Origin of the sequence: Serratia sp. PL17, assembly GCF_017832355.1 — a bacterium.
Taxonomy (GTDB): Bacteria; Pseudomonadota; Gammaproteobacteria; order Enterobacterales; family Enterobacteriaceae; genus Serratia.
Map to the genome: position 1 here is coordinate 240,756 of NZ_JAFIBY010000005.1, position 24,603 is coordinate 265,358.

21 protein-coding genes are annotated in these 24,603 nt (G+C 55.5%); 15 read left to right on the forward strand and 6 right to left on the reverse strand.

Annotated elements, in window-relative coordinates:
- The first annotated feature begins 315 nt into the window (after nucleotides 1-315).
- Genes JOE25_RS17485 through dhaM form a run of 4 tightly spaced genes read left to right on the forward strand, consistent with a single transcriptional unit; the run spans nucleotide 316 to nucleotide 4,632 of the window.
- Complete coding sequence (locus JOE25_RS17485) at nucleotides 316-1,422, forward strand: glycerol dehydrogenase (RefSeq protein WP_209637309.1); 1,107 nt, start codon at nucleotides 316-318, stop codon at nucleotides 1,420-1,422.
- Nucleotides 1,423-1,474: 52 nt separating this feature from the next.
- Nucleotides 1,475-2,545, forward strand: a complete 1,071-nt coding sequence (dhaK, locus tag JOE25_RS17490; RefSeq protein ID WP_209637311.1) for a dihydroxyacetone kinase subunit DhaK — start codon at nucleotides 1,475-1,477, stop codon at nucleotides 2,543-2,545.
- 9 nt (nucleotides 2,546-2,554) lie between these two features.
- A complete protein-coding gene (gene dhaL / locus JOE25_RS17495; protein ID WP_209637313.1) occupies nucleotides 2,555-3,187 on the forward strand; it encodes a dihydroxyacetone kinase subunit DhaL in 633 nt (210 codons plus the stop codon).
- Nucleotides 3,188-3,198: 11 nt separating this feature from the next.
- Entirely contained in the window at nucleotides 3,199-4,632 is a 1,434-nt protein-coding gene (gene dhaM / locus JOE25_RS17500) for a dihydroxyacetone kinase phosphoryl donor subunit DhaM (protein ID WP_209637315.1), read from the forward strand.
- Between the two features lie 8 nt (nucleotides 4,633-4,640).
- On the opposite strand, the gene dhaR is transcribed toward dhaM, so the two are convergent.
- On the reverse strand, nucleotides 4,641-6,587 hold the full coding sequence (gene dhaR, locus JOE25_RS17505) for a dihydroxyacetone kinase operon transcriptional regulator DhaR (RefSeq protein ID WP_209637317.1): 1,947 nt from the start codon (nucleotides 6,585-6,587) through the stop codon (nucleotides 4,641-4,643).
- A 153-nt stretch (nucleotides 6,588-6,740) separates the two neighbouring features.
- Nucleotides 6,741-8,252: an outer membrane channel protein TolC gene (gene tolC / locus JOE25_RS17510; RefSeq protein ID WP_209637329.1), complete on the reverse strand. Its 1,512-nt coding sequence runs from the start codon at nucleotides 8,250-8,252 to the stop codon at nucleotides 6,741-6,743.
- Nucleotides 8,253-8,535: 283 nt separating this feature from the next.
- Here tolC and nudF point away from each other — a divergent pair, with 283 nt between their 5' ends.
- The 6 genes from nudF (at nucleotide 8,536) to JOE25_RS17540 (ending at nucleotide 13,979) form a co-directional block, all read left to right on the forward strand.
- Entirely contained in the window at nucleotides 8,536-9,168 is a 633-nt protein-coding gene (nudF, locus tag JOE25_RS17515; protein ID WP_037416554.1) for an ADP-ribose diphosphatase, read from the forward strand.
- Nucleotides 9,168-9,593, forward strand: a complete 426-nt coding sequence (locus JOE25_RS17520) for a DUF1249 family protein (RefSeq protein ID WP_209637331.1) — start codon at nucleotides 9,168-9,170, stop codon at nucleotides 9,591-9,593. Before nudF ends, JOE25_RS17520 begins: the two co-directional genes overlap by 1 nt.
- A 27-nt stretch (nucleotides 9,594-9,620) precedes the next feature.
- On the forward strand, nucleotides 9,621-10,448 hold the full coding sequence (gene cpdA, locus JOE25_RS17525) for a 3',5'-cyclic-AMP phosphodiesterase (RefSeq protein ID WP_209637333.1): 828 nt from the start codon (nucleotides 9,621-9,623) through the stop codon (nucleotides 10,446-10,448).
- Entirely contained in the window at nucleotides 10,448-11,023 is a 576-nt protein-coding gene (gene yqiA / locus JOE25_RS17530) for an esterase YqiA (RefSeq protein ID WP_209637335.1), read from the forward strand. Before cpdA ends, yqiA begins: the two co-directional genes overlap by 1 nt.
- An 80-nt stretch (nucleotides 11,024-11,103) precedes the next feature.
- Complete coding sequence (gene parE / locus JOE25_RS17535) at nucleotides 11,104-12,999, forward strand: DNA topoisomerase IV subunit B (protein ID WP_209637336.1); 1,896 nt, start codon at nucleotides 11,104-11,106, stop codon at nucleotides 12,997-12,999.
- An 83-nt stretch (nucleotides 13,000-13,082) separates the two neighbouring features.
- Complete coding sequence (locus JOE25_RS17540) at nucleotides 13,083-13,979, forward strand: LysR substrate-binding domain-containing protein (protein WP_209637338.1); 897 nt, start codon at nucleotides 13,083-13,085, stop codon at nucleotides 13,977-13,979.
- A 26-nt stretch (nucleotides 13,980-14,005) separates the two neighbouring features.
- Here the strand turns inward: JOE25_RS17540 and JOE25_RS17545 are convergent, their stop codons facing one another.
- Both JOE25_RS17545 and JOE25_RS17550 read right to left on the reverse strand, forming a co-directional pair.
- The gene (locus tag JOE25_RS17545) at nucleotides 14,006-14,314 is read right to left on the reverse strand and encodes a putative quinol monooxygenase (RefSeq protein WP_209637631.1); all 309 of its coding nucleotides are present in this window, start codon (nucleotides 14,312-14,314) and stop codon (nucleotides 14,006-14,008) included.
- 33 nt (nucleotides 14,315-14,347) lie between these two features.
- Entirely contained in the window at nucleotides 14,348-14,929 is a 582-nt protein-coding gene (locus tag JOE25_RS17550; protein ID WP_209637340.1) for an NAD(P)H-dependent oxidoreductase, read from the reverse strand.
- Between the two features lie 316 nt (nucleotides 14,930-15,245).
- Between JOE25_RS17550 and parC the strand changes: the two genes are divergently transcribed.
- The 3 genes from parC (at nucleotide 15,246) to ftsP (ending at nucleotide 20,291) form a co-directional block, all read left to right on the forward strand.
- A complete protein-coding gene (gene parC, locus JOE25_RS17555; RefSeq protein WP_209637342.1) occupies nucleotides 15,246-17,519 on the forward strand; it encodes a DNA topoisomerase IV subunit A in 2,274 nt (757 codons plus the stop codon).
- 364 nt (nucleotides 17,520-17,883) lie between these two features.
- A complete protein-coding gene (locus JOE25_RS17560) occupies nucleotides 17,884-18,618 on the forward strand; it encodes a 1-acylglycerol-3-phosphate O-acyltransferase (RefSeq protein WP_209637344.1) in 735 nt (244 codons plus the stop codon).
- Nucleotides 18,619-18,875: 257 nt separating this feature from the next.
- Nucleotides 18,876-20,291, forward strand: a complete 1,416-nt coding sequence (gene ftsP / locus JOE25_RS17565; RefSeq protein ID WP_209637346.1) for a cell division protein FtsP — start codon at nucleotides 18,876-18,878, stop codon at nucleotides 20,289-20,291.
- On the opposite strand, the gene JOE25_RS17570 is transcribed toward ftsP, so the two are convergent.
- Nucleotides 20,288-21,226, reverse strand: coding sequence for a LysR family transcriptional regulator (locus JOE25_RS17570; RefSeq protein WP_209637348.1), 939 nt, complete (start codon nucleotides 21,224-21,226; stop codon nucleotides 20,288-20,290). The genes ftsP and JOE25_RS17570 overlap by 4 nt on opposite strands.
- Nucleotides 21,227-21,357: 131 nt before the next feature.
- On the opposite strand from JOE25_RS17570, the gene xapA reads away from it, so the two are divergent.
- Both xapA and JOE25_RS17580 read left to right on the forward strand, forming a co-directional pair.
- Complete coding sequence (xapA, locus tag JOE25_RS17575; RefSeq protein WP_209637350.1) at nucleotides 21,358-22,179, forward strand: xanthosine phosphorylase; 822 nt, start codon at nucleotides 21,358-21,360, stop codon at nucleotides 22,177-22,179.
- Between the two features lie 80 nt (nucleotides 22,180-22,259).
- Nucleotides 22,260-23,519 (forward strand): nucleoside permease, encoded by a 1,260-nt coding sequence (locus JOE25_RS17580; RefSeq protein ID WP_209637352.1) that lies wholly within the window; start codon nucleotides 22,260-22,262, stop codon nucleotides 23,517-23,519.
- Between the two features lie 35 nt (nucleotides 23,520-23,554).
- Here the strand turns inward: JOE25_RS17580 and JOE25_RS17585 are convergent, their stop codons facing one another.
- Entirely contained in the window at nucleotides 23,555-24,424 is an 870-nt protein-coding gene (locus JOE25_RS17585; protein ID WP_209637354.1) for a PfkB family carbohydrate kinase, read from the reverse strand.
- Between the last annotated feature and the right edge of the window lie 179 nt (nucleotides 24,425-24,603).

The window sequence follows — 24,603 nt, forward strand, 5'->3', positions numbered from 1 at the left end:
CCAGTAGTGGCCGTAAGAATAGGGGAAAGATGGTTAAAATTAAAGCTGAAACGCCCATAGAATCCACTCTTTACGCAGCTATACGTTAGGCTGTGCGCCAGTTCGCTTTACTGGCTAAAAAAGCCGCGTAAGAGTTCCATTATGAAACGTCATGGGTAAAGTGGCGTTCCACTTTGGAACGAAAAAGACGAGAGATCGCAAAGCGGCGGGCAGGCTCTATAGTCAGTCCATAACAACGCGACGGCACAAGGCCCGGCGCACCATCACCTGATATCTGAACGTTACCATCGCCAATTTCCCAAAAAGGATCCGGTTATGTTGAGAATCATCCAGTCTCCAGGCAAGTACATCCAGGGTGCCAACGCATTGGCCGCCGTGGGCGAATACGCTAAAGCCCTTGCCGACCATTATTTTGTGATTGCCGACGACTTCGTGATGAAGCTGGCGGGCGATACCCTGATGGGCAGCTTGCAACACCACGGGGTGAAGCATCACGCCTGCGTGTTCAACGGCGAATGCTGCCATAAGGAAATCGACCGGTTGGGCCAAGAGTTGAAGGCCCATGGCTGCCGTGGCGTGATCGGTGTTGGTGGGGGTAAAACGCTGGACACCGCCAAGGCCATCGCGCATTACCAGCATTTGCCGGTGGTGTTGATCCCGACGATTGCGTCTACCGATGCGCCAACCAGCGCGCTGTCAGTGATTTACACTGAACAGGGCGAATTTGCCGAATACCTGATCTACCCACGCAACCCTGACATGGTAGTGATGGACAGCGCGATTATTGCCAAGGCGCCGGTGCGGCTGCTGGTGGCGGGCATGGGCGATGCACTGTCGACCTATTTTGAGGCGCAGGCGTGTTTTGATGCGCAGGCCACCAGCATGGCGGGCGGCAAGTCAACGTTGGCGGCGCTCAGCCTGGCACGTTTGTGCTACGAAACGCTGTTGGCGGAGGGTGTTAAGGCCAAACTGGCGGTTGAGGCCGGTGTGGTAACGGAGGCGGTCGAGCGCATTATTGAAGCCAATACGTATTTGAGTGGCATCGGTTTTGAAAGCAGTGGTCTGGCTGCCGCGCATGCTATCCACAACGGTTTCACCGTGCTGGAAGAGTGTCATCACCTGTATCACGGCGAAAAAGTCGCATTTGGTACGTTGTCGCAGTTAGTGCTGCAAAACAGCAGCATGGCGCAGATCGAAACGGTGTTGGACTTCTGCCAGCGCCTGGGCTTGCCAATCACGCTGGCGCAGATGGGGGTTAGTGGCGATCCGGCAGAGAAAATCATGGCCGTTGCAGAGGCGAGCTGCGCTGCCGGCGAAACTATCCACAATATGCCGTTCAAGGTCACGCCGGCCAGCGTGCAGGCAGCAATCTTGACGGCAGATCGCCTGGGCAGCGCCTGGCTGCAACAACACTCACGCTAATCGCGCAGGGGCGCAGCAGGCTGCGCCCCATTGCTCACATGAGGAAATAACCGTGAAAAAACTGATCAATAACGTTGAGTCGGTACTGGAAGAGCAACTGCTGGGGTTGGCAGAGGCACATCCTGAGTTGTTGGTGCATCAGGAGCCGGTGTTTGTCACCCGTGCTGACGCGCCGGTTGCGGGCAAGGTGGCGATCCTGTCCGGTGGTGGCAGTGGCCACGAGCCGATGCACTGTGGCTTTGTCGGCGAAGGCATGCTCGATGGGGCTTGCCCTGGTGAGATTTTCACGTCACCCACGCCGGACAAAATGTACGAATGTGGTCAGGCGATTGACGGTGGTGCCGGGGTATTGTTGCTGATTAAAAACTACACCGGCGACGTACTGAACTTTGAAACGGCGACCGAACTGCTGCATGACAGCGGTACCCAGGTGGCGACGGTGCTGGTCGACGACGATGTCGCGGTTAAAGACAGCCTGTTCACCGCAGGACGGCGCGGGGTGGCGAATACCGTATTGATGGAAAAATTGCTCGGTGCTGCTGCGGCGCGCGGTGACGATTTGGATAGCATCGTGACATTGGGCCACAGCATCAATAACCACGGACATTCGATCGGCATTGCGCTGGGTGCCTGTACCGTCCCGGCAGCGGGTAAGCCGTCGTTTGTGCTGGCGGAAAACGAGATGGAATTCGGTGTCGGTATCCATGGCGAACCGGGCATTGCACGGCGTCCCTTCACCACACTCAATGCGGCGGTGGACGACATGTTCCATACGCTGATCGAGCACGGCCACTACCAGCGTACGATTCGCGTTTGGGATCGCCAGCAGGGGGAATGGCGCGATGAAGTGCAGACCAAACAACCGCTGACGCGCGGCGACCGAGTGATTGCATTGGTCAATAACCTGGGCGCGACACCCCTGTCCGAATTGTATGGCGTTTATCACCGCTTGGCAGAGCGTTGCGCAGAAGCTGGGATGATCGTTGAGCGCAGCCTGGTGGGTTCCTACTGCACGTCTTTGGATATGCAAGGGGTCTCTATCACGTTGCTGAAGGTGGATGACGAGTTGTTGTCCTTGTGGGATGCGCCGGTGAAAACGCCTGCGCTGCGTTGGGGTTGCTGAGGAGGAATCATGGCGTTAACCAAACAACAGGTGGTCGATTGGCTAATGCGCTGCGGTGAGGTATTTACCCAGCAGCGCGATTTTTTAACCCAGTTAGATACCGAAATCGGCGATGCCGACCACGGGCTGAACATGAATCGTGGCTTCAATAAGGTCGTGGAGAAATTGCCTTCGGTCGCGGACAAAGACATTGGTTTTATCCTGAAAAACACCGGCATGACGCTGTTGTCCAGTGTCGGTGGTGCCAGTGGCCCACTGTTTGGCACATTCTTTATTCGGGCGGCGCAGGCGGCGAACGCCAAACAGAGCCTGGATTTGGCTGAGCTGCATCAAATGGTGCAGGAAGGCGTTGATGGCGTGGTGATGCGTGGCAAGGCAGAGCCGGGTGATAAAACCATGTGTGACGCTTGGTGGGCTGTCGTTGAAAGCCTCGGCCAGTCAGCGCAACAGCAGCTGAGCGTGGCGGAAGCTTTGCAACGTGCCGGCGAACGGGCAGAACAGGCGGTCGAAAGTACGATCACCATGCAGGCGCGGAAAGGGCGAGCCAGCTATCTGGGTGAGCGCAGTATCGGTCATCAGGATCCGGGGGCGACGTCCGTAATGTTGATGATGAAAACGCTGGCAGAGGTCGCGGGTCAATAGCAGGAGGCGAGATGATCAATATCGTTGTAGTTTCACACAGTGCGCAATTGGCGCGCGGCGTTGAGGAGCTGTCGTTGCAGATGATGCGCGGCGAGGGTTGCAAACTGGTGTTGGCGGCGGGTGTCGATGATGTGGATAACCCGATAGGTACGGATGCGATCAAAGTGATGGAAGCGATCGAGTCAGTGGCCGACGGCGTGGGCATTGTGGTGCTGATGGATTTGGGCAGCGCATTGCTGAGCGCTGAAACTGCAATTGATCTGTTGGATCCGGCTTTGGCCGCTAAAGTCAGGCTGTGTTCGGCACCGCTGGTTGAAGGCACATTGGCGGCCGTGGTCGCCGCTAATGCCGGTGCGGGGTTAGAACAGGTACTGGCTGAAGCACAGGGGGCGTTACAGGCCAAACAGGCGCAGTTAGGCGAAGCAGCAGCGCCGGCCACCTCAAAGGTTGAAGTACCGTTGATCCAGGGAAAACGTGTGAGTTGGACGGTGCAGAACCCGCATGGGCTGCATGCGCGCCCAGCGGCACGGTTGGCGGAAGTACTGGCACCTTTTGATGCAGAACTGGTGTTGGAAAAGCAAGGCCAGTATGCCAACCCGCGTAGCCTTAACCAACTGGCACTTTTGCAGGTTCGCCACGGCGACACCATCCAACTGATTGCAGATGGAGTGCAGGCCGAACAGGCGCTGGCGGCGTTTCGCGCATTGGCAGAGCAGCACTTTGGCGAAACGGTTTCTGAGCAGAGCCTGCCTTCGTTACACGGCATTCCGGTGGCGGAAAGCGTAACCAGCGGGCCAGTATGGCAGGCCTACAGTTTCTGGCCGAAGGGTGTGGAACGCCAGATTGGTGCCGACGACGTACTGAATGAACAACAGCGGTTACGGCAGGCGCTACAGCATACGTTGAGTGATCTGAATCGGTTGGCGGAACGTACCGGCTCATTAATTGGTAAACCGCAGGCGGCGATTTTTGGTGCGCACAGCATGCTGCTGGACGATCCGGATCTGCAGCAGGCGGCCTACAGCCGTATTGCCCGCCAGCAATGCAGCGCCGAGCAGGCCTGGCAGCAGGAAATGGACGCAATAGCCGAGGAATACCGTGCGCTGGACGACGAATATATGCGGGCGCGTGAGTTGGATGTTCGCGATATGCTGCGCCGCACCCTGAGCCATCTGCAGCAGCAGCCATTGCCGCCGATTACACTCACAGCCCCGGCAATTCTGGTGATGGATGAACTGATGCCGTCTGATGTGGTCATGCTCGATCGTCGTTTAGTGCTTGGCATCTGCCTGAGTGGTGGCAATGCACTGTCACACAGCGCGATCCTCGCCAAGGCGATGGGTATACCGATGGTGGTGGGTATGAACGACTGTATGAGTAAAACCCGTAACGGCCAGAAAGCGATGCTGGATGCAGCACGCGGTGTGCTGCAACTCAGCCACTGAGAGGGCGTTCAGGCACGCAGCTTAAACTGGCGGATATCAATCTGATATTGTTTGATTTTCCGCCACAGCGTGGTGCGGCCAATCTCCAGTAGCTGCGCCATTTCGTTCAATTGCCCGCGGCTGATTTTAGCCGCGCGGATAATCGCCTGGCGCTCCATTTCCGCCAGCGTTAACAGCGGCATACCCGGTTGTGGTTCACTTTCTAACAAAGGTTGGTGGCTCAGCAGGTGCTCAGGTAAATCCGCCAATTGAAGGTGGTGGCCGTGGCACATCATCGCCGTGCGTTCGACGATGCCTTTCAACTCCAGATCGTTCCCGGGCCACAAATACAGCCCAAGCTGGGCCATGACTTCATCATCCACCCGGAAGCGACACTGGAAGTGTTGCTCCAGCGTGCGCAAATGGTGCTTTACCAGTAGTGGAATGTCGCTAAGCCGTTGGCGCAGTGCGGGGATCTGGATCTCAAACGCCTGCAGGCTGTAAAACAGTTGGCGGCGAAAGCGGTTCTGCTGCACCAGCAACGGGAGATTAGCTGCACTGCTGGCGATCACCCGTACATCAACCGGGATCACGCGGTTAGAGTTGAGCCGCATCACCACGCCAGTCTTCAGCACCTGTAGCAGAGCCGATTGCATTTCTGCCGGCAGATACTCTATCTGCTCCAGGTACAGTGTGCCGCCATTGGCAAGTTCAAACTTACTCAGTTGGCCCGCTTCTTCTTCGTTGGCATCGCTACCCAGCAGTTCGCGAAGCCCTTGTGCTTCCGGCAATAACTGGCAGTTGATGGCGATATAAGGCCCGGCGGCGCGCTCGCTGGCATTGTGGATTGCCTGACTGAGCAGCTCCTTGCCGACACCTTCCTCGCCGCACAGCAAGATGGGATGCTGGCCTTTTGCCGCTTGTTGGCCATAACGAATCAACCGGCGCATCTCCAATGAGGCGGACGGCATCTGTTCAAAACTGTGGCTGACGCGCCCCAATTGGCTGCTGACATACTGGTGCAGCCGTTCAATGGGGTGCAACAGGGCGATAAAGCTACAGCGCTCGCCGTCGAAGATCGGCTTTAGCGTTAATAGCGCGGCGATAAACTGCCGCTGGCTTTCGAAGGTCACTTCAACATGTTGCAGTGGCTGACGCTGGGCAATGGCCCGATTGAGTAAGGCGGGTAACGTGAGTAACTGTGTCAGTGGTTTGCCTTGGCTGTGCTGTTCGTCGAGCTTCAGCAGCGTCGCGGCACGCTGATTGATGTATTGCAGGTAGCCACGATGATCCCAGGCCATGACGCCGTCATCCACCCCATCGAGCAGACCGTAAAGCTGGTTCAGATGGCGGTTGGACTCTGCCAGCAGGCTGTCAGCATTCAGTGAATTGCCGATCTCGCGTGCCAGTGCCAGCGTCAGAGAAAGATCGCCGGCGGCACAGTCGGCCAGCAGGCAGCCCAGCGCAATGGAGCCGCGCTGACGGCCGCTGTTGTCATAAACCGGCGTGGCGCAGAAGGACCAGTCGTGCAGCGCCTGGCGCACATGTTCGCTGCCTCGCACCTGGACCGGATGCCCCTCCGCCGCCGCCAGCGACGGCGCATTGGTGCCTATATCCCCTTCGGCCCAATAGGCACCGGGGGTGAAACCCAATAGCTGCAAACGCTCGCGCGTCAGGGGATCGCCGCACAGCCATAGCATGCAGCCGCTTTCGTCGAGGATCATCAGCAAGCAGCGGCGCTGTTCCATGTATTCACAGGCGTCTTCCAACGCCGCCTGGCCGAGCGTCAGCAGGTCATTCTTACGCTGACAGATGGAGTTGAAAGTAGCACCGAGCGCACAGTGCGGCGCTTTCCAGACCGCCGGTTGCATCAGGCTGCGGCAACGCAGCCAGGACGCATAAATGGTGGGGGCAGGGCGTTGTGCCGTAGGCAGTTCACCTTCTATCAGGCGTTGCCAACGCGAAGTGTTATCCATCTGATCCCGTTTATTTTGGGTATAAAGCCATTGCCTAATGATACCACCACCGGGTGGGGGGCGGGCTGTGAGACGGCTGGCAGAAGCCGTGACAAAACAAAAAAAAACGGAGTGCGGCAAAGGCCGAACTCCGTTTTCAGCGTCGTGCGCGTATTAATTGCGGAATGGGTTACCGCTATTGCGTACTGGCTGGGTCGTGGTGCTTGCTGCTGGCGCAGAGGCGCGGGTGGCCGCAACCGGTGCTGCCGTTTGTGGCGCAGGTGCGTTGCCGTTATAGCCTTCGGCGTAAGCGTCCTGTGCGGTGGTCTGTGGCGCGACCACGTCTTGCGACGTAGAAATTGGCTTGCCCAGTGCACCGTTCAGCAGCATCAGGTCGTTCTCGTTCAAGGTACCGAGTGCAGACTTGATGTTCAATTGGTTGATCAGGTAGGTATAACGCGCGCTGGAAAGCTGCTGCTTGGCGTTATACAGCGTACTGGTTGCGTCCAGCACGTCAACGATGGTACGGGTGCCCACCTGATAACCGGCTTCGGTTGCGTCCAATGAACTTTGCGCAGAAACAACGGCCTGTTGGTATGCGTTGATGCTGCTGATAGACGCGTTCACGTTATTGAACGAAGAACGGACTGTCTGCACGACGCTGCGGTGCGCGCTTTCCAGTTGTTCACTGGCACCGACGAAGTTGTACTGCGCCTGTTGCACCTGTGAGTTGGTTTGGCCGCCGCTATACAGTGGCAAGCTCAGCGATACGCCAATTTGGTTTTGACCTGCGTTAGAGTCGCTGTAGCGTTCGTTGTTGTGGGTCACCGAACCATTGTATTGGGTATTGGTAATACCGGTTGATGCGTTCAGGTTCACCGTTGGCATGTAGCCAGTTTGCGCCGAGCGGATTTGCTCACGCGCCAGATCCTGGCTCAGACGGGCTGAGAGCAGGCTCAGGTTGCGGCTTTCGGCTTCTTTAAGCAGGTTGTTGACGGCTTCCGGGCGCTTGGTATTAAAGGACGCGGTATTCAGCGATGCCAGTTCCGGATAGAAAGTGCCGGTCACCTGGCGCAGGGATTCCAGCGCGTTATCCAGGTTGTTACGGGCGGTCACTTCTGCCGCCAACACGGTGTCGTAGGATGAACGGGCGTTCTGCACGTCGGTGATCGCTACCAGACCCACGTTAAAGCGTTGAGTGGTCTGATCCAGGGTACGATAAACCGCTTGTTTATTCGCCTGGGTATAAGACAGCGTATCAATGGCGCTCAACACGTTAAAATAAGCCGTAGCGGTGTTGAGGATCAGCGTTTGCGCGGCGGTTTGAAAAGTCACGTCGGAAATCCCGGCGGTTTTTTCCTGCAGCGTCAGCGCGCGCCATTTGGACATGTCGAAAATAGTCTGGGTCAGGGCCAGCGAGCCGTTGGCTACATTACTGTTGACGCCATTGCTGTCACGATAGCCATTATTGTAATTGTAACCGGCACTCAAACCCAACTGCGGCAGCAGCGGGCTGCGCGCTTCATTGATTTTTTCGAATGCGGCGTCACGGTCAGCGGCGGTTTTGCGCAGATCCGGGTTACTTTCCCTAGCCTGTTTGTAGACCTGCAGCAGGTTCTCTGCCTGGCTCATTGCACTGAAGCCGCCCAGGCTCAGTCCGATAAGAAGGGGGAGCAGTTTCTTCATTTGCATTCCTTGTTGTGCAGCAATATTGCTATGTTAGCGCTGACGATAGACGAAATAGTTGCCGATTCTAGCAGAGTCTCTTGTACGCCTCAGGTGGCTGAATGTGCCATCTTGCGTAACTTTTACCTTTCAGGGCGCCTGTTTACCTTAGTTCAACTGGCTGCGCACGTCACACCTGATATCATGGCTCACAATCTAACATAAAGCCGCGGAAGATTATCCCGCCGTTTCTGTCATCAAAACTGTTTATTTTATCGGCATACTCATGCAGGAGAATTCGCTTATGAGCCACTCACAGCCATCGCCCGTTACTCTCGATAAAAATGATGTAGAAATTATTGCACGTGAGACGCTTTATCGTGGTTTTTTTTCACTCAATTTATATCGCTTTCGCCACCGCTTGTTCAACGGTGAAATGAGCCCTGAGATTAAACGCGAAATTTTCGAGCGTGGGCATGCGGCGGTGTTGCTGCCTTACGACCCGGTACGCGACGAAGTGGTGCTGATTGAACAACTGCGGATCGCTGCGGTCGATACCAGTAGTTCGCCCTGGCTACTGGAAATGGTGGCGGGTATGATCGAAACCGGTGAGAGTGTCGAAGACGTCTGCCGCCGCGAGGCGCAAGAAGAAGCCGGCGTTGTGGTTGGACGTTGTAAGCCCGTCTTGAGCTACCTGGCCAGCCCTGGCGGCACCAGTGAACGTCTGTCGATCATGGTGGGTGAGGTGGACGCTACCACAGCGGAAGGTATCCATGGACTGGAAGAGGAACATGAAGATATCCGTGTCCATGTGGTTAGCCGCGAACAGGCTTACCGCTGGGTTGAAGAGGGCGCGATTGATAATGCGGCATCAGTGATTGCTTTGCAGTGGCTGGCGTTGCACCATGAATCGTTAAGAAAAGAGTGGGCCAACTAATGAAACAGCGCTATACCCCTGATTTCCCCGAGATGATGAGAGTGTGCGAAACCAACTTCGCGCAATTGCGCCGCTTGCTGCCGCGCAATGATGAAGTGGGTGAAACGGTGACTTATCAGGTGAACGGCGCCAGTTATCGTCTGACTATTGTTGAATCCACGCGCTATACCTCGCTGGTGCAGATTGAGCAGACCGCACCGGCGGTAAGCTATTGGAGCCTGCCTGCGATGACGGTAAGGCTCTATCATGATGCGATGGTTGCGGAAGTGTGTTCAAGTCAGCAGATCTATCGCTTTAAAGCACGTTATGATTATCCCAACAAAAAGTTGCATCAACGCGACGAAAAGCATCAAATTAACCAGTTTCTTGCTGATTGGTTGCGCTACTGTTTGGCGCATGGAGCGATGGCGGTTCCGGTTTGTTAGACAGACTGAGATAACAAAGGACACCATTTGGAAAGCCTGTTTAAACCGACCGTGGCAAGTGGGGCCAGGGTCAGGATTCTACAAATAACAGATACCCACCTTTTTGCCGGCGAAAATGAGACGTTGCTCGGCATCAATACCTATCGTAGCTATCATGCGGTATTGGACGCTATCAAGGCGCAACAGCGTGATTTTGATCTGATCGTCGCCACCGGTGACTTGGCGCAGGATCATTCATTGGCTGCCTACCGGCATTTTGCTGAAGGTATTGCACGATTGCCGGCGCCTTGCGTTTGGCTCCCGGGTAACCATGATTTTCAGCCAGCGATGGTCGACGCGCTGGCCGCCGCGGGCATTGCCCCGTCAAAACACGTACTGGTGGGCGATCACTGGCAGGTGTTGTTGCTGGACAGCCAGGTATTCGGTGTACCGCACGGTGAACTGAGTGAATACCAGCTCGAATGGATGGAGCGCTGTCTTCAGGCCTACCCCGATCGCTATACTTTGATGCTGTTGCACCATCATCCGCTGCCTTCCGGCTGCACCTGGCTTGATCAACACAGCCTGCGTAACCCGCATATGCTGGGGGCAGTATTGCTGCGTTACCCGAAAGTGAACACGCTGCTGTGTGGACATATTCACCAGGAGCTGGATCTGGAGTGGCAGGGGCGGCGTTTATTGGCGTCGCCGTCTACGTGCGTGCAATTCAAACCACATTGCACCAACTTTACTATCGACGACGTTTCGCCCGGCTGGCGCTACCTTGACTTGCTGCCCGATGGTTGCATCGAGACACAGGTTTTCCGGTTGGAAAACGACGATTTCCGCCCCGACATGGATTCGGATGGATATTGATGCCTTCTACATTGCTCTACCTGCACGGCTTTAACAGTTCACCGCTCTCGGCGAAGGCAACGTCCTTCAAGGCGTGGCTGGCTGAGCATCATCCGCATATTGAGATGTTGGTGCCGCAGTTGCCGGTTTTCCCGGCGGATGCCGCCGAGATGATCGAGAACATGGTGATGGAGCGTGCCGGGCAGACGATAGGCGTGGTCGGTTCTTCACTGGGAGGCTACTACGCGACCTGGCTTTCACAGTGTTTTTCACTGCCAGCGGTAGTGGTTAACCCTGCGGTGAAGCCGTTTGAGCTGTTGATTGACTACCTTGGCGAAAACGAGAACCCCTACACCGGTCAGCAATATGTGTTAGAGTCACGTCACGTTTACGATCTGAAAACGATGCAGATCGATCCCTTGGAGTCACCGGATTTAATCTGGTTACTGCAACAAACGGGCGATGAAATTCTCGATTATGGGCAAGCGGTCGCCTATTACACCGCGTGCCGACAGACGGTGGAGTCGGGTGGAAACCATGCCTTCGTCGGTTTCGAGCACTACTTCCCCCAGATTGTGGATTTTTTAGGGCTATAACCCGGCTGCGGTTTGAACCACGAAGGGAATCGAGCAGACGCTTCCGGCACCTTCCTTTAACCACGAAAAAATAATCAACGATGACTCAATCCAGCTATAACGCTGATGCCATTGAAGTACTCAGCGGTCTAGAACCAGTGCGCCGTCGTCCCGGCATGTATACCGACACGACGCGCCCCAATCACCTTGGTCAAGAGGTGATAGATAACAGTGTCGATGAAGCGTTGGCCGGTCACGCCAAGCGCATCGACGTGATTTTGCACGCCGATCAGTCACTGGAAGTGATCGACGATGGCCGCGGTATGCCGGTGGATATCCACCCTGAAGAAGGCGTGCCTGCGGTTGAGTTGATCATGTGTCGTCTGCATGCGGGGGGTAAATTCTCCAATAAGAACTATCAGTTTTCCGGCGGCCTGCACGGCGTAGGGATCTCTGTGGTTAACGCCCTGTCGAAGCGGGTGGAAGTTAACGTAAAGCGTGACGGCAACGTCTACAGCATTGCCTTTGAAAACGGCGATAAAGTGCAGGAATTGGCGGTGACGGGCAGCTGCGGCAAGCGCAATACCGGTACCAGCATCCATTTCTGGCCTGACGAACAGTTCTTCGACAGCCCTCGTTTCTCGGTATCGCGCCTCAGTCACTTGCTGAAAGCCAAAGCGGTGTTGTGCCCTGGGGTCGAAATCTATTTCATCGACAAGGTGAACAACACCGAGCAACGCTGGTGCTATCAGGACGGCCTGACCGACTACCTGATGGAAGCCGTCAACGGCCTGATCACGTTGCCGGAAGCGGCGTTCGTCGGTAACTTCTCCGGCGATACCGAAGCGGTAGACTGGGCGCTGTTGTGGCTACCGGAAGGCGGTGAGCTGTTAACCGAAAGCTACGTGAACCTGATCCCAACAATGCAAGGCGGCACCCACGTTAACGGTTTGCGTCAGGGCCTGCTTGACGCCATGCGCGAGTTCTGTGAGTTCCGTAATATCCTGCCGCGTGGCGTGAAACTGTCTGCTGAAGATATCTGGGACCGCTGCGCCTATGTGCTGTCGGTGAAGATGCAGGATCCGCAGTTTGCCGGGCAGACCAAAGAGCGTCTGTCTTCGCGTCAGTGTGCGGCATTCGTTTCCGGCGTAGTGAAAGACGCCTTCAGCCTATGGCTGAATCAGAATATCCAAGCGGCGGAACAGTTGGCTGAACTGGCTATTTCCAGCGCCCAACGCCGCCTGCGTGCCGCCAAGAAAGTGGTCCGTAAGAAGCTGACCAGCGGCCCGGCACTGCCGGGTAAACTGGCCGACTGTACTTCTCAAGATTTGAACATGACCGAATTGTTCCTGGTAGAAGGGGACTCGGCGGGCGGTTCAGCCAAGCAAGCGCGCGATCGCGAGTATCAGGCGATCATGCCGCTGAAAGGCAAAATCCTGAATACCTGGGAAGTGTCTTCGGACGAAGTGTTGGCCTCGCAGGAAGTACACGATATTTCCGTAGCGATCGGCATTGATCCCGACAGTGAAGACCTGAGCCAACTGCGTTACGGTAAGATCTGTATCCTGGCGGATGCGGACTCCGACGGTTTGCATATTGCTACATTGCTGTGTGCGTTGTTCGTGCGCCACTTCAGCTCGCTGGTCAAAGGCGGCCACGTATATGTGGCTATGCCACCTCTGTACCGTATCGACCTTGGTAAAGAGGTGTTCTACGCGCTGGATGAAGAAGAAAAGGCGGGCGTGTTGGATCAGTTGAAACGCAAAAAGGGCAAGCCAAACGTTCAGCGCTTTAAAGGGCTGGGCGAGATGAACCCATTGCAGCTGCGTGAAACGACACTTGATCCTAATACCCGCCGACTGGTGCAATTGACGGTGGATGCGGATGACGTGGATCAAACGCTGGCGATGATGGACATGCTGTTGGCCAAGAAGCGTTCTGAAGACCGCCGTAACTGGCTGCAAGACAAAGGCGATATGGCAGAGCTCTCTGTCTGACCGACTGTCAGGCCCGGCACCTTGCCGGGCCTTCTTCCCGTAGGGGCGTTGCGTGTGGCGCTTGACCACTCAGGGCGGAATGCATGAAAATCACCCTCGAAGAATTATTGGCGTTTACCACGGTTGTCGACAGCGGCTCCATCACCGCCGCCGCCGAACAGCTCGGCCAAACCACCTCCGGTATCAGCCGGGCGCTCAGCCGGTTGGAAAAAAAACTCGAAACGACCCTTATGCGCCGCACCACGCGTCGCTTGGAATTGACTGAAGAAGGGCAAAACTTTCTCAGTCATGCGCGAGACATTATCCGCTCGGTGGAGAATGCGGAAGAACAGATGGCGCTACGCAGGCTGATCCCGGCCGGCAAGCTGCGAGTCAACGCCGCCGCACCCTTTATGGAGCACGTGATCGTGCCGTTGGTCGCAGGGTTTCGCCACAGTTTTCCGCAGATTGAGCTGGAGCTCAATACCGACAATCTGATTATCGACTTGCTCGAGAAACGTACCGATATTGCCATTCGTATTGGTGCCTTGAGAGATTCGACCATCCATGCACGTTTGTTGGGTACCAGCCGCTTACGCATTTTAGCCAGCCCAGACTATCTTGCCCGTAATGGCATCCCTGGCAGTGTCGAGGCGTTACGTGACCACTGCCTGCTCGGTTTCACGCAGCCGGAATCGCTCAATCTGTGGCCGCTGCGCTATCAGCAGGCACAGCATTTTGCCATTACACCGACAATATCCGCCTCCAGCGGTGAAACGCTGCGTCAGTTGGCCTTGCGTGGTGAAGGGATCGTGCAGTTGGCTGATTTTATGACGAGAGACGATCAACGTAACGGGCGGCTCGTGCCATTACTGGCATCGGAGACATTGGACGTGCGTCAGCCCATTAATGCGGTGTATTACCGCAATACCCAATTGGCAGCGCGTATTACCTGTTTTCTGGACTATGTCAGCGCGCATATTGATACGCAGACATTGTAGGGGCCGTCAGGCGGCCCCTGAAGGGCTTACAGTGCGTTACCCAGCACGTGAATGGTTACGCCCAACACGCTGTCTTTGATGGTGTCACGATGGCGATGCATGTGAGCGATATCCAGGTGTTTTTCCAGATGCGCCTGACTGGCCCACTTTTCCAGCATAAACACCGAATCTGGCGATAACTTCTGCCAAGGTGCCTGCGTGTGGCTGTCTACCATCGGCGTATATTCGCTACAACCGTCTTCCGCCAGCACTAAGGGGACCAGTTTCTCAATCGCTTTCAGCACGGTTTCACGGTGGCCGGGTTTGGTCTTGATTTCTGCAATTACGGTGATCATCACTACCTCATTGATTGACATGCATCCTGCCAGTTAAGCAAAAATTTCTGTCAGATGCGCGCGATAACGTGCGATGTCGCTGTCGATATCCGGTTGTTTAATCACATCATTACAGATGAAGGTCGGCAGCGCTTCCATGCCCAGGAATTGATTGGCTTTATGGAAGTGCAGGTACACCCCGTCGACCCCGACGCCATGGAAAAACTGATCTGGGTCGGTAAAGGCTTCCAGTGGCGCGTTCCAGGTCAGGCTCAGCATGTATTTCTTGCCTTGGATCAGGCCACCTGAGCCGTATTTCTTGCTGGCATCGGAGCGGGTGCGACCGTCGCTGGCGTACAGGCTACCGTGCCCGGCGGTAAACACTTCATCGATATATTTTTTCAAGATCCAGGGTTCGCCCATCCACCAACCCGGCATCTGGTAAATAACCACGTCTGCCCACAGGTATTTTTGCACTTCGGCGTCGATATCGTAACCTTCATCGACGACGGTGACCTGTACCTCATGTTGCACATCGCGAAGGAAGCTTTCCGCGACGTCGCTCATGGTCTGGTTGAGTTCGCCATTAGAATGACCAAACTGTTTTTTCGCATTGATAATCAGGATATTGCTCATTTTTCACGGCACCTGTCAGAATGAAAATATGTGATGCTTTCCGCGCCAGAGGGGCGGGAAGCTTTTCGCTGATAGGGAGTGTAATTGTTAGCCGTGTAAGTAAAAATGGGATCCAGCGCACAACAGTGTTGACTCTGAGTCAACAAATGCGCGTCAAATGACGGGATTTCGAATAAAACGAGCGGATGAGCGGGCTTTACCGGACGATTGCTGCGCCATCTGTGACAGCCACCCCGCTGATGAGTTACTATCGCGGACAGAATCAACCCTTTGTCGTCCAGGGATTGCCAAGCCACGGTCTGAGGATAATTGAGTAATGAGTGATCTGACTCATGACGGTGTAGAGCGTTTACCGCTGCACACGTTTACTGAAAACGCCTATCTGAACTATTCCATGTACGTCATCATGGATCGGGCGTTGCCGTACATTGGTGACGGTTTGAAGCCGGTACAACGCCGCATCATCTACGCCATGTCTGAGCTGGGGCTGAATAACAGCGCCAAATTCAAAAAGTCTGCCCGTACCGTGGGGGACGTGCTGGGTAAATACCATCCGCATGGCGACAGCGCCTGTTATGAGGCGATGGTGTTGATGGCCCAGCCGTTCTCTTATCGCTATCCGCTGGTCGACGGCCAAGGGAACTGGGGTGCACCGGATGACCCGAAATCCTTCGCCGCGATGCGTTATACCGAATCCCGCCTGTCCAAGTATGCGGAAGTGTTGTTGGCCGAATTGGGTCAAGGTACCGTTGACTGGGTACCGAACTTTGACGGCACCATGCAGGAGCCGAAGATGTTACCGGCTCGCCTGCCCAACATTCTGCTGAACGGCACTACCGGCATTGCCGTCGGTATGGCGACCGATATTCCACCGCATAACGTGCGTGAAGTGGCCGCCGCCGCGGTGGCATTGATCGACAAGCCGGGTGCTTCGCTTGAAGACTTGCTCGAGTTCGTACAGGGGCCGGACTTCCCAACGGAAGCCGAGATCATTACGCCGCGCGACGAAATCCGCAAAATTTATCAAAATGGCCGCGGTTCAGTTCGCATGCGCGCCGTTTGGAAGAAAGAAGACGGCAGTGCGGTGATCACCGCGTTGCCGCACCAGGTTTCCGGTGCCAAGGTATTGGAACAGATCGCCAGCCAAATGCGCGCCAAAAAGCTGCCAATGGTTGAAGACCTGCGTGACGAATCCGATCATGAAAACCCAACGCGGTTGGTGATTGTGCCGCGCTCCAACCGTATCGATCTGGAGCAGGTGATGAATCACCTGTTTGCCACGACCGATCTGGAGCGAAGCTACCGAATCAACATGAATATGATCGGCCTGGACAACCGCCCGCAAGTTAAAGGGCTGGTGGAAATCCTGACCGAATGGCTGGCATTCCGCCGTGACACAGTGCGCCGCCGCTTGAACTACCGTCTGGAAAAAGTCCTGAAACGCCTGCATATCCTGGAAGGTTTGCTGGTGGCGTTCCTCAATATCGATGAAGTGATCCACATCATCCGCAGTGAGGACGAACCCAAGCCGGTGCTGATGCAGCGTTTTGGCATTTCTGATACGCAGGCAGAAGCTATTCTTGAACTGAAACTGCGTCACTTGGCGAAGTTGGAAGAGTTCAAGATCCGTGGTGAGCAGGATGAGTTAGCGAAAGAGCGCGATCAACTGCAGGCGTTACTGGCCTCCGAGCGCAAGCTGAATACTCTGATCAAAAAAGAGATCCAGGCAGATGCGCAGGCTTATGGCGACGATCGTCGTTCGCCGATTACCGAGCGTGCAGAAGCCAAGGCGATGAGCGAGCATGACTTCGTGCCGTCTGAGCCGGTGACCATCGTGCTGTCTGAAATGGGCTGGGTGCGTAGTGCCAAGGGCCATGATATCGATCCAAGTGGTCTGAGCTACAAGGCCGGTGACAGCTACCGCAGTGCGGCCCGCGGCAAGACCAACCAGCCGGTCGTGTTTATCGACTCCACAGGCCGCAGTTACGCGCTTGATCCGCTGACGTTGCCTTCGGCACGTGGTCAGGGCGAGCCATTGACCGGTAAGCTGACGCCACCGCCGGGTGCGACCATTGAGCAAGTGCTGATGGCGGCAGACGATCAGAAGCTGCTGATGGCGTCCGATGCCGGCTATGGCTTCGTCTGTACCTTCAACGATTTGGTGGCGCGTAACCGTGCCGGCAAAGCGATGATTACCCTGCCGGATAACGCCAAGGCGCTGGCACCGATGGAGATTCACGGTAACGACGACATGCTGTTGTCGATCACCGCGGCAGGGCGCATGTTATTGTTCCCGGTTGCAGATCTGCCGCAGTTGTCGAAGGGCAAGGGCAACAAGATTGTCTCTATCCCATCAGCGCAGGCCGCATCGGGTGAAGACAAGTTAGCGTGGTTGTTCGTGCTGCCGCCGCAAACCTCTGTGACTCTGCATGTGGGCAAACGTAAGCTGACGTTGCGTCCGGAAGATTTGCAGAAATTCCGTGCGGAGCGCGGCCGTAAAGGTACCTCACTGCCACGCGGGCTGCAGCGAATCGATCGCGTAGAGATTGACGCACCGGCGCGCGCCCCTACAGGTGACAGCGAAGAGTAAGCTCACTGCAGCAGGATAACAAAGCGGGCGCAGCATGCTGCGCCCGCTTGATTTCCCACCATCGGCAATTATTTTCAAATAGTTAACATTTCTCTGCATAAAATTATTGTGCGTATCGCCGGCTGGCGGGAAAATAGCAAAAAAATGCAGGGCAGGTTTTCAGCCCCTGCAATCAAAGAATGAGTTTACCCAAAATAATTGGAGTTGCATCAAGGCGGCAAGGCTGTAAATCCCTGGGAGCTTAGTAAACTAAGTGACTGGGGGGCGCGGACGCAGCCAACACAGATGTAACTTCAAGTATGAAGGGAAAAAGGGATCTACGCAGCGCATCAGGCTGCGTCGGCAGTGTGCTAATGAGGTTGTTATGTTATTAATTTTGCGTGCCATTCTTGCCACTCTGTATTGTATTTTGGTGTGCATCTTCGGTTCTATTTATTGTTTGTTCAGCCCGCGTGATCCCCGCCATGTGGCGACCTTCGGTCACCTGTTTGGCCGCCTGTCCGGGTTATTCGGTTTGAAGGTGGAAGTTCGCGTGCCGGCCGATGCGGCCAAAAACGGCAACTGCATTTACATCGCCAACCACCAGAATAACTACGATATGGTGACGGCCGCCAAGGCGGTGCAGCCGCGCACCGTGACCGTGGGCAAAAAAAGCCTGCTGTGGGTTCCTTTCTTCGGCCCATTGTATTGGTTGACGGGTAACTTGCTGATTGACCGTGATAATCGTGCCAAAGCACATGGCACCATTGCACAGGTAGCCGAACAGTTTAAAAAACGCGATATTTCGATCTGGATGTTTCCAGAGGGCACCCGTAGCCGCGGGCGCGGGCTAATGCCGTTTAAAACGGGTGCATTCCACGCGGCGATTGCCGCTGGGGTGCCAATTGTGCCGATTTGCGTTTCCACGACCAGCGGTAAAATTAATCTTAACCGTTGGAATAATGGCCATGCGATCGTCGAAATGTTAGAGCCGGTCGATATTAGTCATTACAGTAAAGAAAATGTGCGTGAGCTGGCGGCCCATTGCCATGCGCTAATGCTGGCGAAAATTGCCGAGCTGGATGCAGAAGTGGCCCAGCGCAACGCAGCCGGAAAATAATATTCCTACCGGCTTCAAAGAATGAACTTTTAAACGGCGTCAAATGCCGTTAACGCCCGGGCTCCTGCTAATCTGATGGTCAGGGGCCCGGTCTTTGCACACGGTTTATACCCGTTATAGTAAACGTTGCATCTGTGTTGGCGACGCGCGCTTACCTCAGCCACTGATTTGCGTAGGCTCTTGGGGATTCTCGCTCTTACTGCCTTGATGGAACGCCGAGTATTTTGGGTGTAGTTATTGTTTTTCATGGAGAAAATATGTCACTCAGTCGACGTCAGTTTATTCAGGCATCGGGCTTGGCGCTGTGCGCAGGATCCGTGCCGCTGAGGGCTGAGGCGAGCGGAATGCAGACCCCGTTACCTATTCCCCCCCTGCTTGAATCCCGTCGTGGACAGCCGCTGTTTTTAACGCTGCAGCGTGCCCATTGGGCATTTATGGATAACCGTAAAGCCTCGGTGTGGGGGATTAACGGCATGTATCTTGGGCCGACAGTGCGGGTTTATAACGGTGATGACGTAAAGCTGATCTACAGCAACCGTCTGCCAGAGCCGGTGGCGATGACCATCAGCGGTCTGCAGGTACCGGGGACGCTGGTGGGCGGTGCCCCCCGCATGATGTCGCCTAACGTTGACTGGTCACCTGTGCTGCCTATCCGCCAGAACGCAACCACCTGCTGGTATCACGCCAGCACGCCTAACCGTATGGCACCTCACGTCTACAACGGTTTGGCAGGGCTGTGGCTGATTGAAGATGAAGTCAGCAAGGCGCTGCCGCTGCCAAATCATTATGGCGTTGATGATTTCCCGCTGATTATTCAAGACAAGCGATTAGATAACTTCGGTACGCCGGAATACGATCCGCCGTCACAGGGCGGTTTTGTTGGCGATACGCTGTTGGTTAACGGTGTGCAAAACCCGTACGTTGAAGTATCACGTGGTTGGGTGCGTTTGCGTCTGCTTAATGCCTCCAATTCGCGTCGCTACATGCTGCAATTGAGTGATGGCCGGCCACTTAACGTTATCGCCAGCGATCAGGGTTTTCTGCCTGCGCCGGTTGCGGTACAACAGCTTTCGTTGGCACCCGGTGAGCGCCGTGAAGTGCTTATCGACATGTCTAAAGGCGATGAGGTGACAATCACCGCCGGTGAAGCAGCGGGTATTATGGATCGTCTGCGCGGGCTGTTTGAGCCGTCGAGTATTCTGGTTTCAACCCAGGTGTTGACGTTGAAACCGACAGGGTTATTGCCACTGGTGACCGATAATTTGCCAATGCGCCTGCTGGCGGATCAACTGCTGGATGGTAGCGTCAGCCGTACCCGCGAATTCCGTTTGGGCGACAGCCAGGCTGGGATCAACGGGGCGATCTGGGACATGAACCGCATTGATGTTCAAACGCAACAAGGCAGCTGGGAACGCTGGAATATCCATGCGGATACGCCGCAGGCGTTCCATATTCAGGGCGTACAGTTCCTGGTGAAACGCGTCAACGGCGCGCAGCCGATGGCAGAAGATCGCGGCTGGAAGGACACGGTATGGGTCGATGGCGACGTCGAGCTGCTGGTGTATTTCAATCAGTCCACTTCGGAGCACTTCCCGTTCCTTTTCTACAGCCAGACGCTTGAAATGGCGGATCGCGGTAGCGCAGGTCAGTTTATGGTGCAGCCGGCACTTTAAGCATGTTGTGTGGACTCCTCTTGCGTACCCGCACGCAGCATGTCCAGAAATGCCTGTACGACCGGCGTTGCGCTGTCTGCATGATAAATGGCATACAAATCTGCCGATGGCGCCTGCTGTAGCGGGCAAAAACGCACGCCAGGCCACGGAATGCGCCCATAGCTGTCCGGCAGCAGTGTGATGCCGTAACCTTCGGCCACTAGCGCCATCAGGGTTTGCGGTTCGTTGACCTGATAGGCGATATCGGGTTTAAACCCATGCTGCAGGCAGAGGTTATGCAGGTACAAGCCCAGGCTGGCCTCGTGTGGCGGCAATACCATGAACTTTTCATGCCTCAGCGCCGAGAGCGGGAGGCTTTCTGCGTGCGCCAGTGGGTGTTCCAGTGGCAGCACCACCGCAATATTCTCCCGCGCCAGTAATTGACTCGCCAACCCCGGTAATACTTGTTCTCTGGCTTCCCGCCAGACGCCAATATCGATATGACGCTTTTGCAGTGCCGTGATCTGTTGGCTGGGCGTCAGTTCGTTTAAAGCCCAGGTGATATTGGCCGTTTGCCCGGCAAAGCGCTTGAGTGCCGGTATCAACCCGCCCCATATCGAGGTACCGACCATGCCAACGACCATGTGGCCCGCCTCACCGCGGCCCAATTGCTGAACCTGATTCAGCGCATGCCCGGCTTGATCCAACAACATTTCCACGTTGCGAAACAGCGTTCGGCCAGCCAGTGTCAGCGCCATTGAGCGTGTGGTGCGTTTGAATAATGCGACGCCCAGCTGGCTCTCCAGATCTTTGATGTGTTTGCTAAGCGGCGGCTGCGAAATATTTAGCCGGAGTGCCGCCTGAGTGAAGTTCATCTCCTCTGCCACGACGCGGAAATAGTGCAACAGGCGGAAATTAATCCGGCTCGGATCGGGCATTTGCTGGGGCTGCTTCATGCTGATGATGGCCTCCTGTGACTGCCAATTTATAGGTAAATGGAATAAATAGGCTGCCAATAATGTATTGGTCGCCGTTGGACATCGCTCTCTACTATGGGGTGACTACCCCCCTCACAGAAGAGAATACAATGTTTAATCAAGAAGATGCTTTTTCCTGTGCTGATGTAATCCGCACCCGCTTGCCGGGTTTCCAACCGCGAGCGGCGCTGATACTGGGCTCGGGGCTGGGTGCTTTGGCAGAGGTCATGACCGACACGGTGACCATCGACTACGCTGAGCTGCCGGGGTTCCCGGTAAGCAGTGTAGTGGGCCATGCTGGGCAACTGGTTGCCGGTTGGCTGGAGGGCGTACCAGTCTTGTGCATGAAAGGGCGCGGACACTACTACGAAGGCCGCGGCATGCAGGTGATGACCACTGCCGTGCGCACTTTCAAATTGCTCGGTTGCGAATTCTTGCTGGCGACCAACGCCGCCGGTTCGTTGCGTCAATCGGTACCGCCGGGCAGCCTGGTGGCGCTTACCGATCACATCAACTTCATGCCTGAATCGCCATTGGTCGGTGACAATGATGAGCGTTTCGGCCCGCGCTTCTTTAGCCTGGCGAACGCTTACGATCCCGAACTGCGCAGCCAACTGGCTCAGGTGGCTGAACGCGTGGGTATCCCGCTGGCAGAAGGGGTCTTTGCCGCTTACACCGGGCCTAACTTCGAAACCCCAGCGGAAATCCGCATGATGCAAACGCTGGGGTGTGATGTGGTGGGTATGTCTATCGTGCCGGAAGTGCTTTCTGCACGCCATTGCGGGCTGAAGGTGTTGGTGGTGTCCGCGATGACCAACTACGCCGAAGGGTTGTCCGATACGCCGTTGTCTCATGAGCAAACCCTGAGCTGCGCTGTACTGGCGGCAGAGGATTTTATGCGCCTGATCCGTGAGTTCTTCAAAACGCTGTAATGCTCTAGTCCCTTCGCGGCAGGGCACAGGGGCCTTGCCGTGCAAATCATCGTTTTAATCAAAATAATAAGGTGATGGTGATGGCTATAAAAACGCGACTGAAGGTGATGGTTTTTCTGCAGTTCTTTATTTGGGGAGCCTGGCTGGTCACGCTGGGATCTTACATGATTAACACCCTGCATTTCAGTGGGCTGCAGGTGGGCATGGTTTACAGCGCGAAGGGGATCGCAGCGCTGATTATGCCAGGATTGGCGGGCATCCTGGCCGATCGTTGGATCAAAGCCAACTACCTGTATGCATTGTGCCATTTGCTCGGTGCAGGAGCACTTTACTGCGCGGCGCAGGTTGATCAGCCTATGGTGATGTTCTGGGTCATGCTGTTCAATGCCATGGTGTATATGCCCACGATTTCGCTTTCCAATGCCATCTCCTATTTCTGCCTGGAGAAACAGGGTTACGACACGGTGAAAGATTTTCCGCCGGTACGGGTCTATGGCACCGTCGGTTTTATTGTCGCGATGTGGTTGGTCGGTTTTAGCAAGATTGAACTCAGCAATATGCAACTGTATTTGGCCTCTGGGGTATCGCTACTGTTGGCTTTCTATTCGCTGACGTTACCGAACTGTCCGACCAGCAGGGTGGAAACATCAAAAAGTGTGCTCAGCGTGTTGGGGCTGGACGCTCTGGTGCTATTCCGTCAGCGACGCATGGCGTTATTTTTCCTGTTTGCCATGCTGCTGGGCGCTGCGCTGCAGGTGACTAACACCTTCGGTAATCCCTTCTTGCACGATTTTGCGAGCAATCCGCTGTATCAAGACAGCATAAGCGTCAGATACCCGGCGGTGCTGTTGTCGTTGTCACAAATCTCCGAGGTGTTCTTCATCCTCACAATCCCGTTCTTCCTGCGCCGATACGGCATTAAACAGGTGATGCTGATCAGTATGGCGGCCTGGACGCTGCGCTTCTTGTTTTTGGCGTATGGCACCCCAGCCGGTTTCGGTTTTGTCTTACTGCTGCTGTCGATGATCGTGTACGGCTGTGCCTTTGATTTCTTTAATATTTCGGGGGCTATTTTTGTTGAGAAAGAGGCGGACCATCGTATCCGCGCCAGTGCTCAGGGGCTGTTTATGACCATGGTTAACGGGATCGGGGCTTATGTGGGGGCGATTGCCAGCGGCGAAGTCGTGGATTACTTCACTAGCAACGGCATAAAAGATTGGCAGAGTATCTGGTTGATCTTCGCGTTGTATACGTTGGTCTTGGGCATCGTTTTTGCGCTGACCTTTAATTATCAGCATCGGCCCGAGGAGCATGCGGGGCCAGTACAACGGGCACATTAAAAATGAAACGGGCGCCTGGATGCGCCCATTTTGATTCAAACGTGAGGAAAGCATTGTTGCCTGCTCGGTACCTCGACAGAGCCCGGATTTGCTCCCCATTCAGCAGCGACACGGTTGGCCAGATCGACGGCCTGTGGCACGGACCAACCGGCCGACAGCCCAGCCAACAGACCGACGCAGCGAGCGTCGCTTGGGCTGGCGTCTTCAACCGAACCGCCGGCAATTTGCAGCGCTTGGGCGTCGCCATCACAAAGCCAGATACCATCGCGGTCCAATTGGCAAATCAGCGTCAGGTTATGAGCGCTGGCGAACCCTCGGGCAGCGGCAAGTACATCACCTGTACCGCACAATGTGGTCGTTTCGCTACGGTTCAACATCAGCAGGCTGTGGCTGTCGCTGAGCATGGCGAAGAAATCTTCATCGAGTTGGCCGACATAGGAACCCGGAACGATAAGACGGCGCTGGTCGAAGGGGAGGCGCGTCAGCCAATCGCGCAATGCTTCACCGTTGTCCCCAACCAATTGCTCACCGCTGATGTAGATCAGGGTGTCTTCAGTCAACGGGAGGGTGGACAGCTGGGCTTTATTCCACTGGGTTTCGCAGCCGGGCTCGATAACAAGAACCGACTCTCCGTTGGACGACGCCTGTATCAGGCACTGGCCATTGTCCATTTGGCCGTGGCGCAGCAGCACCGGCAGGCCCATCTGCTCCATTTCTGCTTCAATCGCGGCCCCCCAGTCACCGTTGCCGACTGGCATGCCGTTGATCACCGGCACCTGCAAATGCATCAGTGCTCGCGCAATGTTAAACGCACTGCCGCCAATCTTCCGTTCCTGCGTGAGCGCCACTTCACCGATCGCACTGCCCAGTACCAGGACCGGCTTTACTGCTAAAAACTCATTCATTCATGTCCTCCGCTGCCGACCGGTGGGCCGAACAGAATGCGCTATGATGACGGCGCAGGCGTGCAGAGTCGAGAGGCAAGCCCGTTGTGATGTGACTAATGTGTGAAATAACCATGCTCTTTTTGCTACTAGTGCGTATAATCGCCGCCCGGCGATTAATTAACCTGTAAAAGAGCACG

Bases quoted from the DNA above. Each gene is read 5' to 3' on its own strand.
- JOE25_RS17485 (WP_209637309.1), top strand. From the start codon at position 316: ATGTTGAGAATCATCCAGTCTCCAGGCAAGTACATCCAGGGTGCCAAC.
- dhaL (WP_209637313.1), top strand. From the start codon at position 2,555: ATGGCGTTAACCAAACAACAGGTGGTCGATTGGCTAATGCGCTGCGGT.
- dhaM (WP_209637315.1), top strand. From the start codon at position 3,199: ATGATCAATATCGTTGTAGTTTCACACAGTGCGCAATTGGCGCGCGGC.
- dhaR (WP_209637317.1), bottom strand. From the start codon at position 6,587: ATGGATAACACTTCGCGTTGGCAACGCCTGATAGAAGGTGAACTGCCT.
- tolC (WP_209637329.1), bottom strand. From the start codon at position 8,252: ATGAAGAAACTGCTCCCCCTTCTTATCGGACTGAGCCTGGGCGGCTTC.
- nudF (WP_037416554.1), top strand. From the start codon at position 8,536: ATGAGCCACTCACAGCCATCGCCCGTTACTCTCGATAAAAATGATGTA.
- JOE25_RS17520 (WP_209637331.1), top strand. From the start codon at position 9,168: ATGAAACAGCGCTATACCCCTGATTTCCCCGAGATGATGAGAGTGTGC.
- yqiA (WP_209637335.1), top strand. From the start codon at position 10,448: ATGCCTTCTACATTGCTCTACCTGCACGGCTTTAACAGTTCACCGCTC.
- parE (WP_209637336.1), top strand. From the start codon at position 11,104: ATGACTCAATCCAGCTATAACGCTGATGCCATTGAAGTACTCAGCGGT.
- JOE25_RS17540 (WP_209637338.1), top strand. From the start codon at position 13,083: ATGAAAATCACCCTCGAAGAATTATTGGCGTTTACCACGGTTGTCGAC.
- JOE25_RS17545 (WP_209637631.1), bottom strand. From the start codon at position 14,314: ATGATCACCGTAATTGCAGAAATCAAGACCAAACCCGGCCACCGTGAA.
- JOE25_RS17550 (WP_209637340.1), bottom strand. From the start codon at position 14,929: ATGAGCAATATCCTGATTATCAATGCGAAAAAACAGTTTGGTCATTCT.
- parC (WP_209637342.1), top strand. From the start codon at position 15,246: ATGAGTGATCTGACTCATGACGGTGTAGAGCGTTTACCGCTGCACACG.
- JOE25_RS17560 (WP_209637344.1), top strand. From the start codon at position 17,884: ATGTTATTAATTTTGCGTGCCATTCTTGCCACTCTGTATTGTATTTTG.
- ftsP (WP_209637346.1), top strand. From the start codon at position 18,876: ATGTCACTCAGTCGACGTCAGTTTATTCAGGCATCGGGCTTGGCGCTG.
- JOE25_RS17570 (WP_209637348.1), bottom strand. From the start codon at position 21,226: ATGAAGCAGCCCCAGCAAATGCCCGATCCGAGCCGGATTAATTTCCGC.
- xapA (WP_209637350.1), top strand. From the start codon at position 21,358: ATGTTTAATCAAGAAGATGCTTTTTCCTGTGCTGATGTAATCCGCACC.
- JOE25_RS17580 (WP_209637352.1), top strand. From the start codon at position 22,260: ATGGCTATAAAAACGCGACTGAAGGTGATGGTTTTTCTGCAGTTCTTT.
- JOE25_RS17585 (WP_209637354.1), bottom strand. From the start codon at position 24,424: ATGAATGAGTTTTTAGCAGTAAAGCCGGTCCTGGTACTGGGCAGTGCG.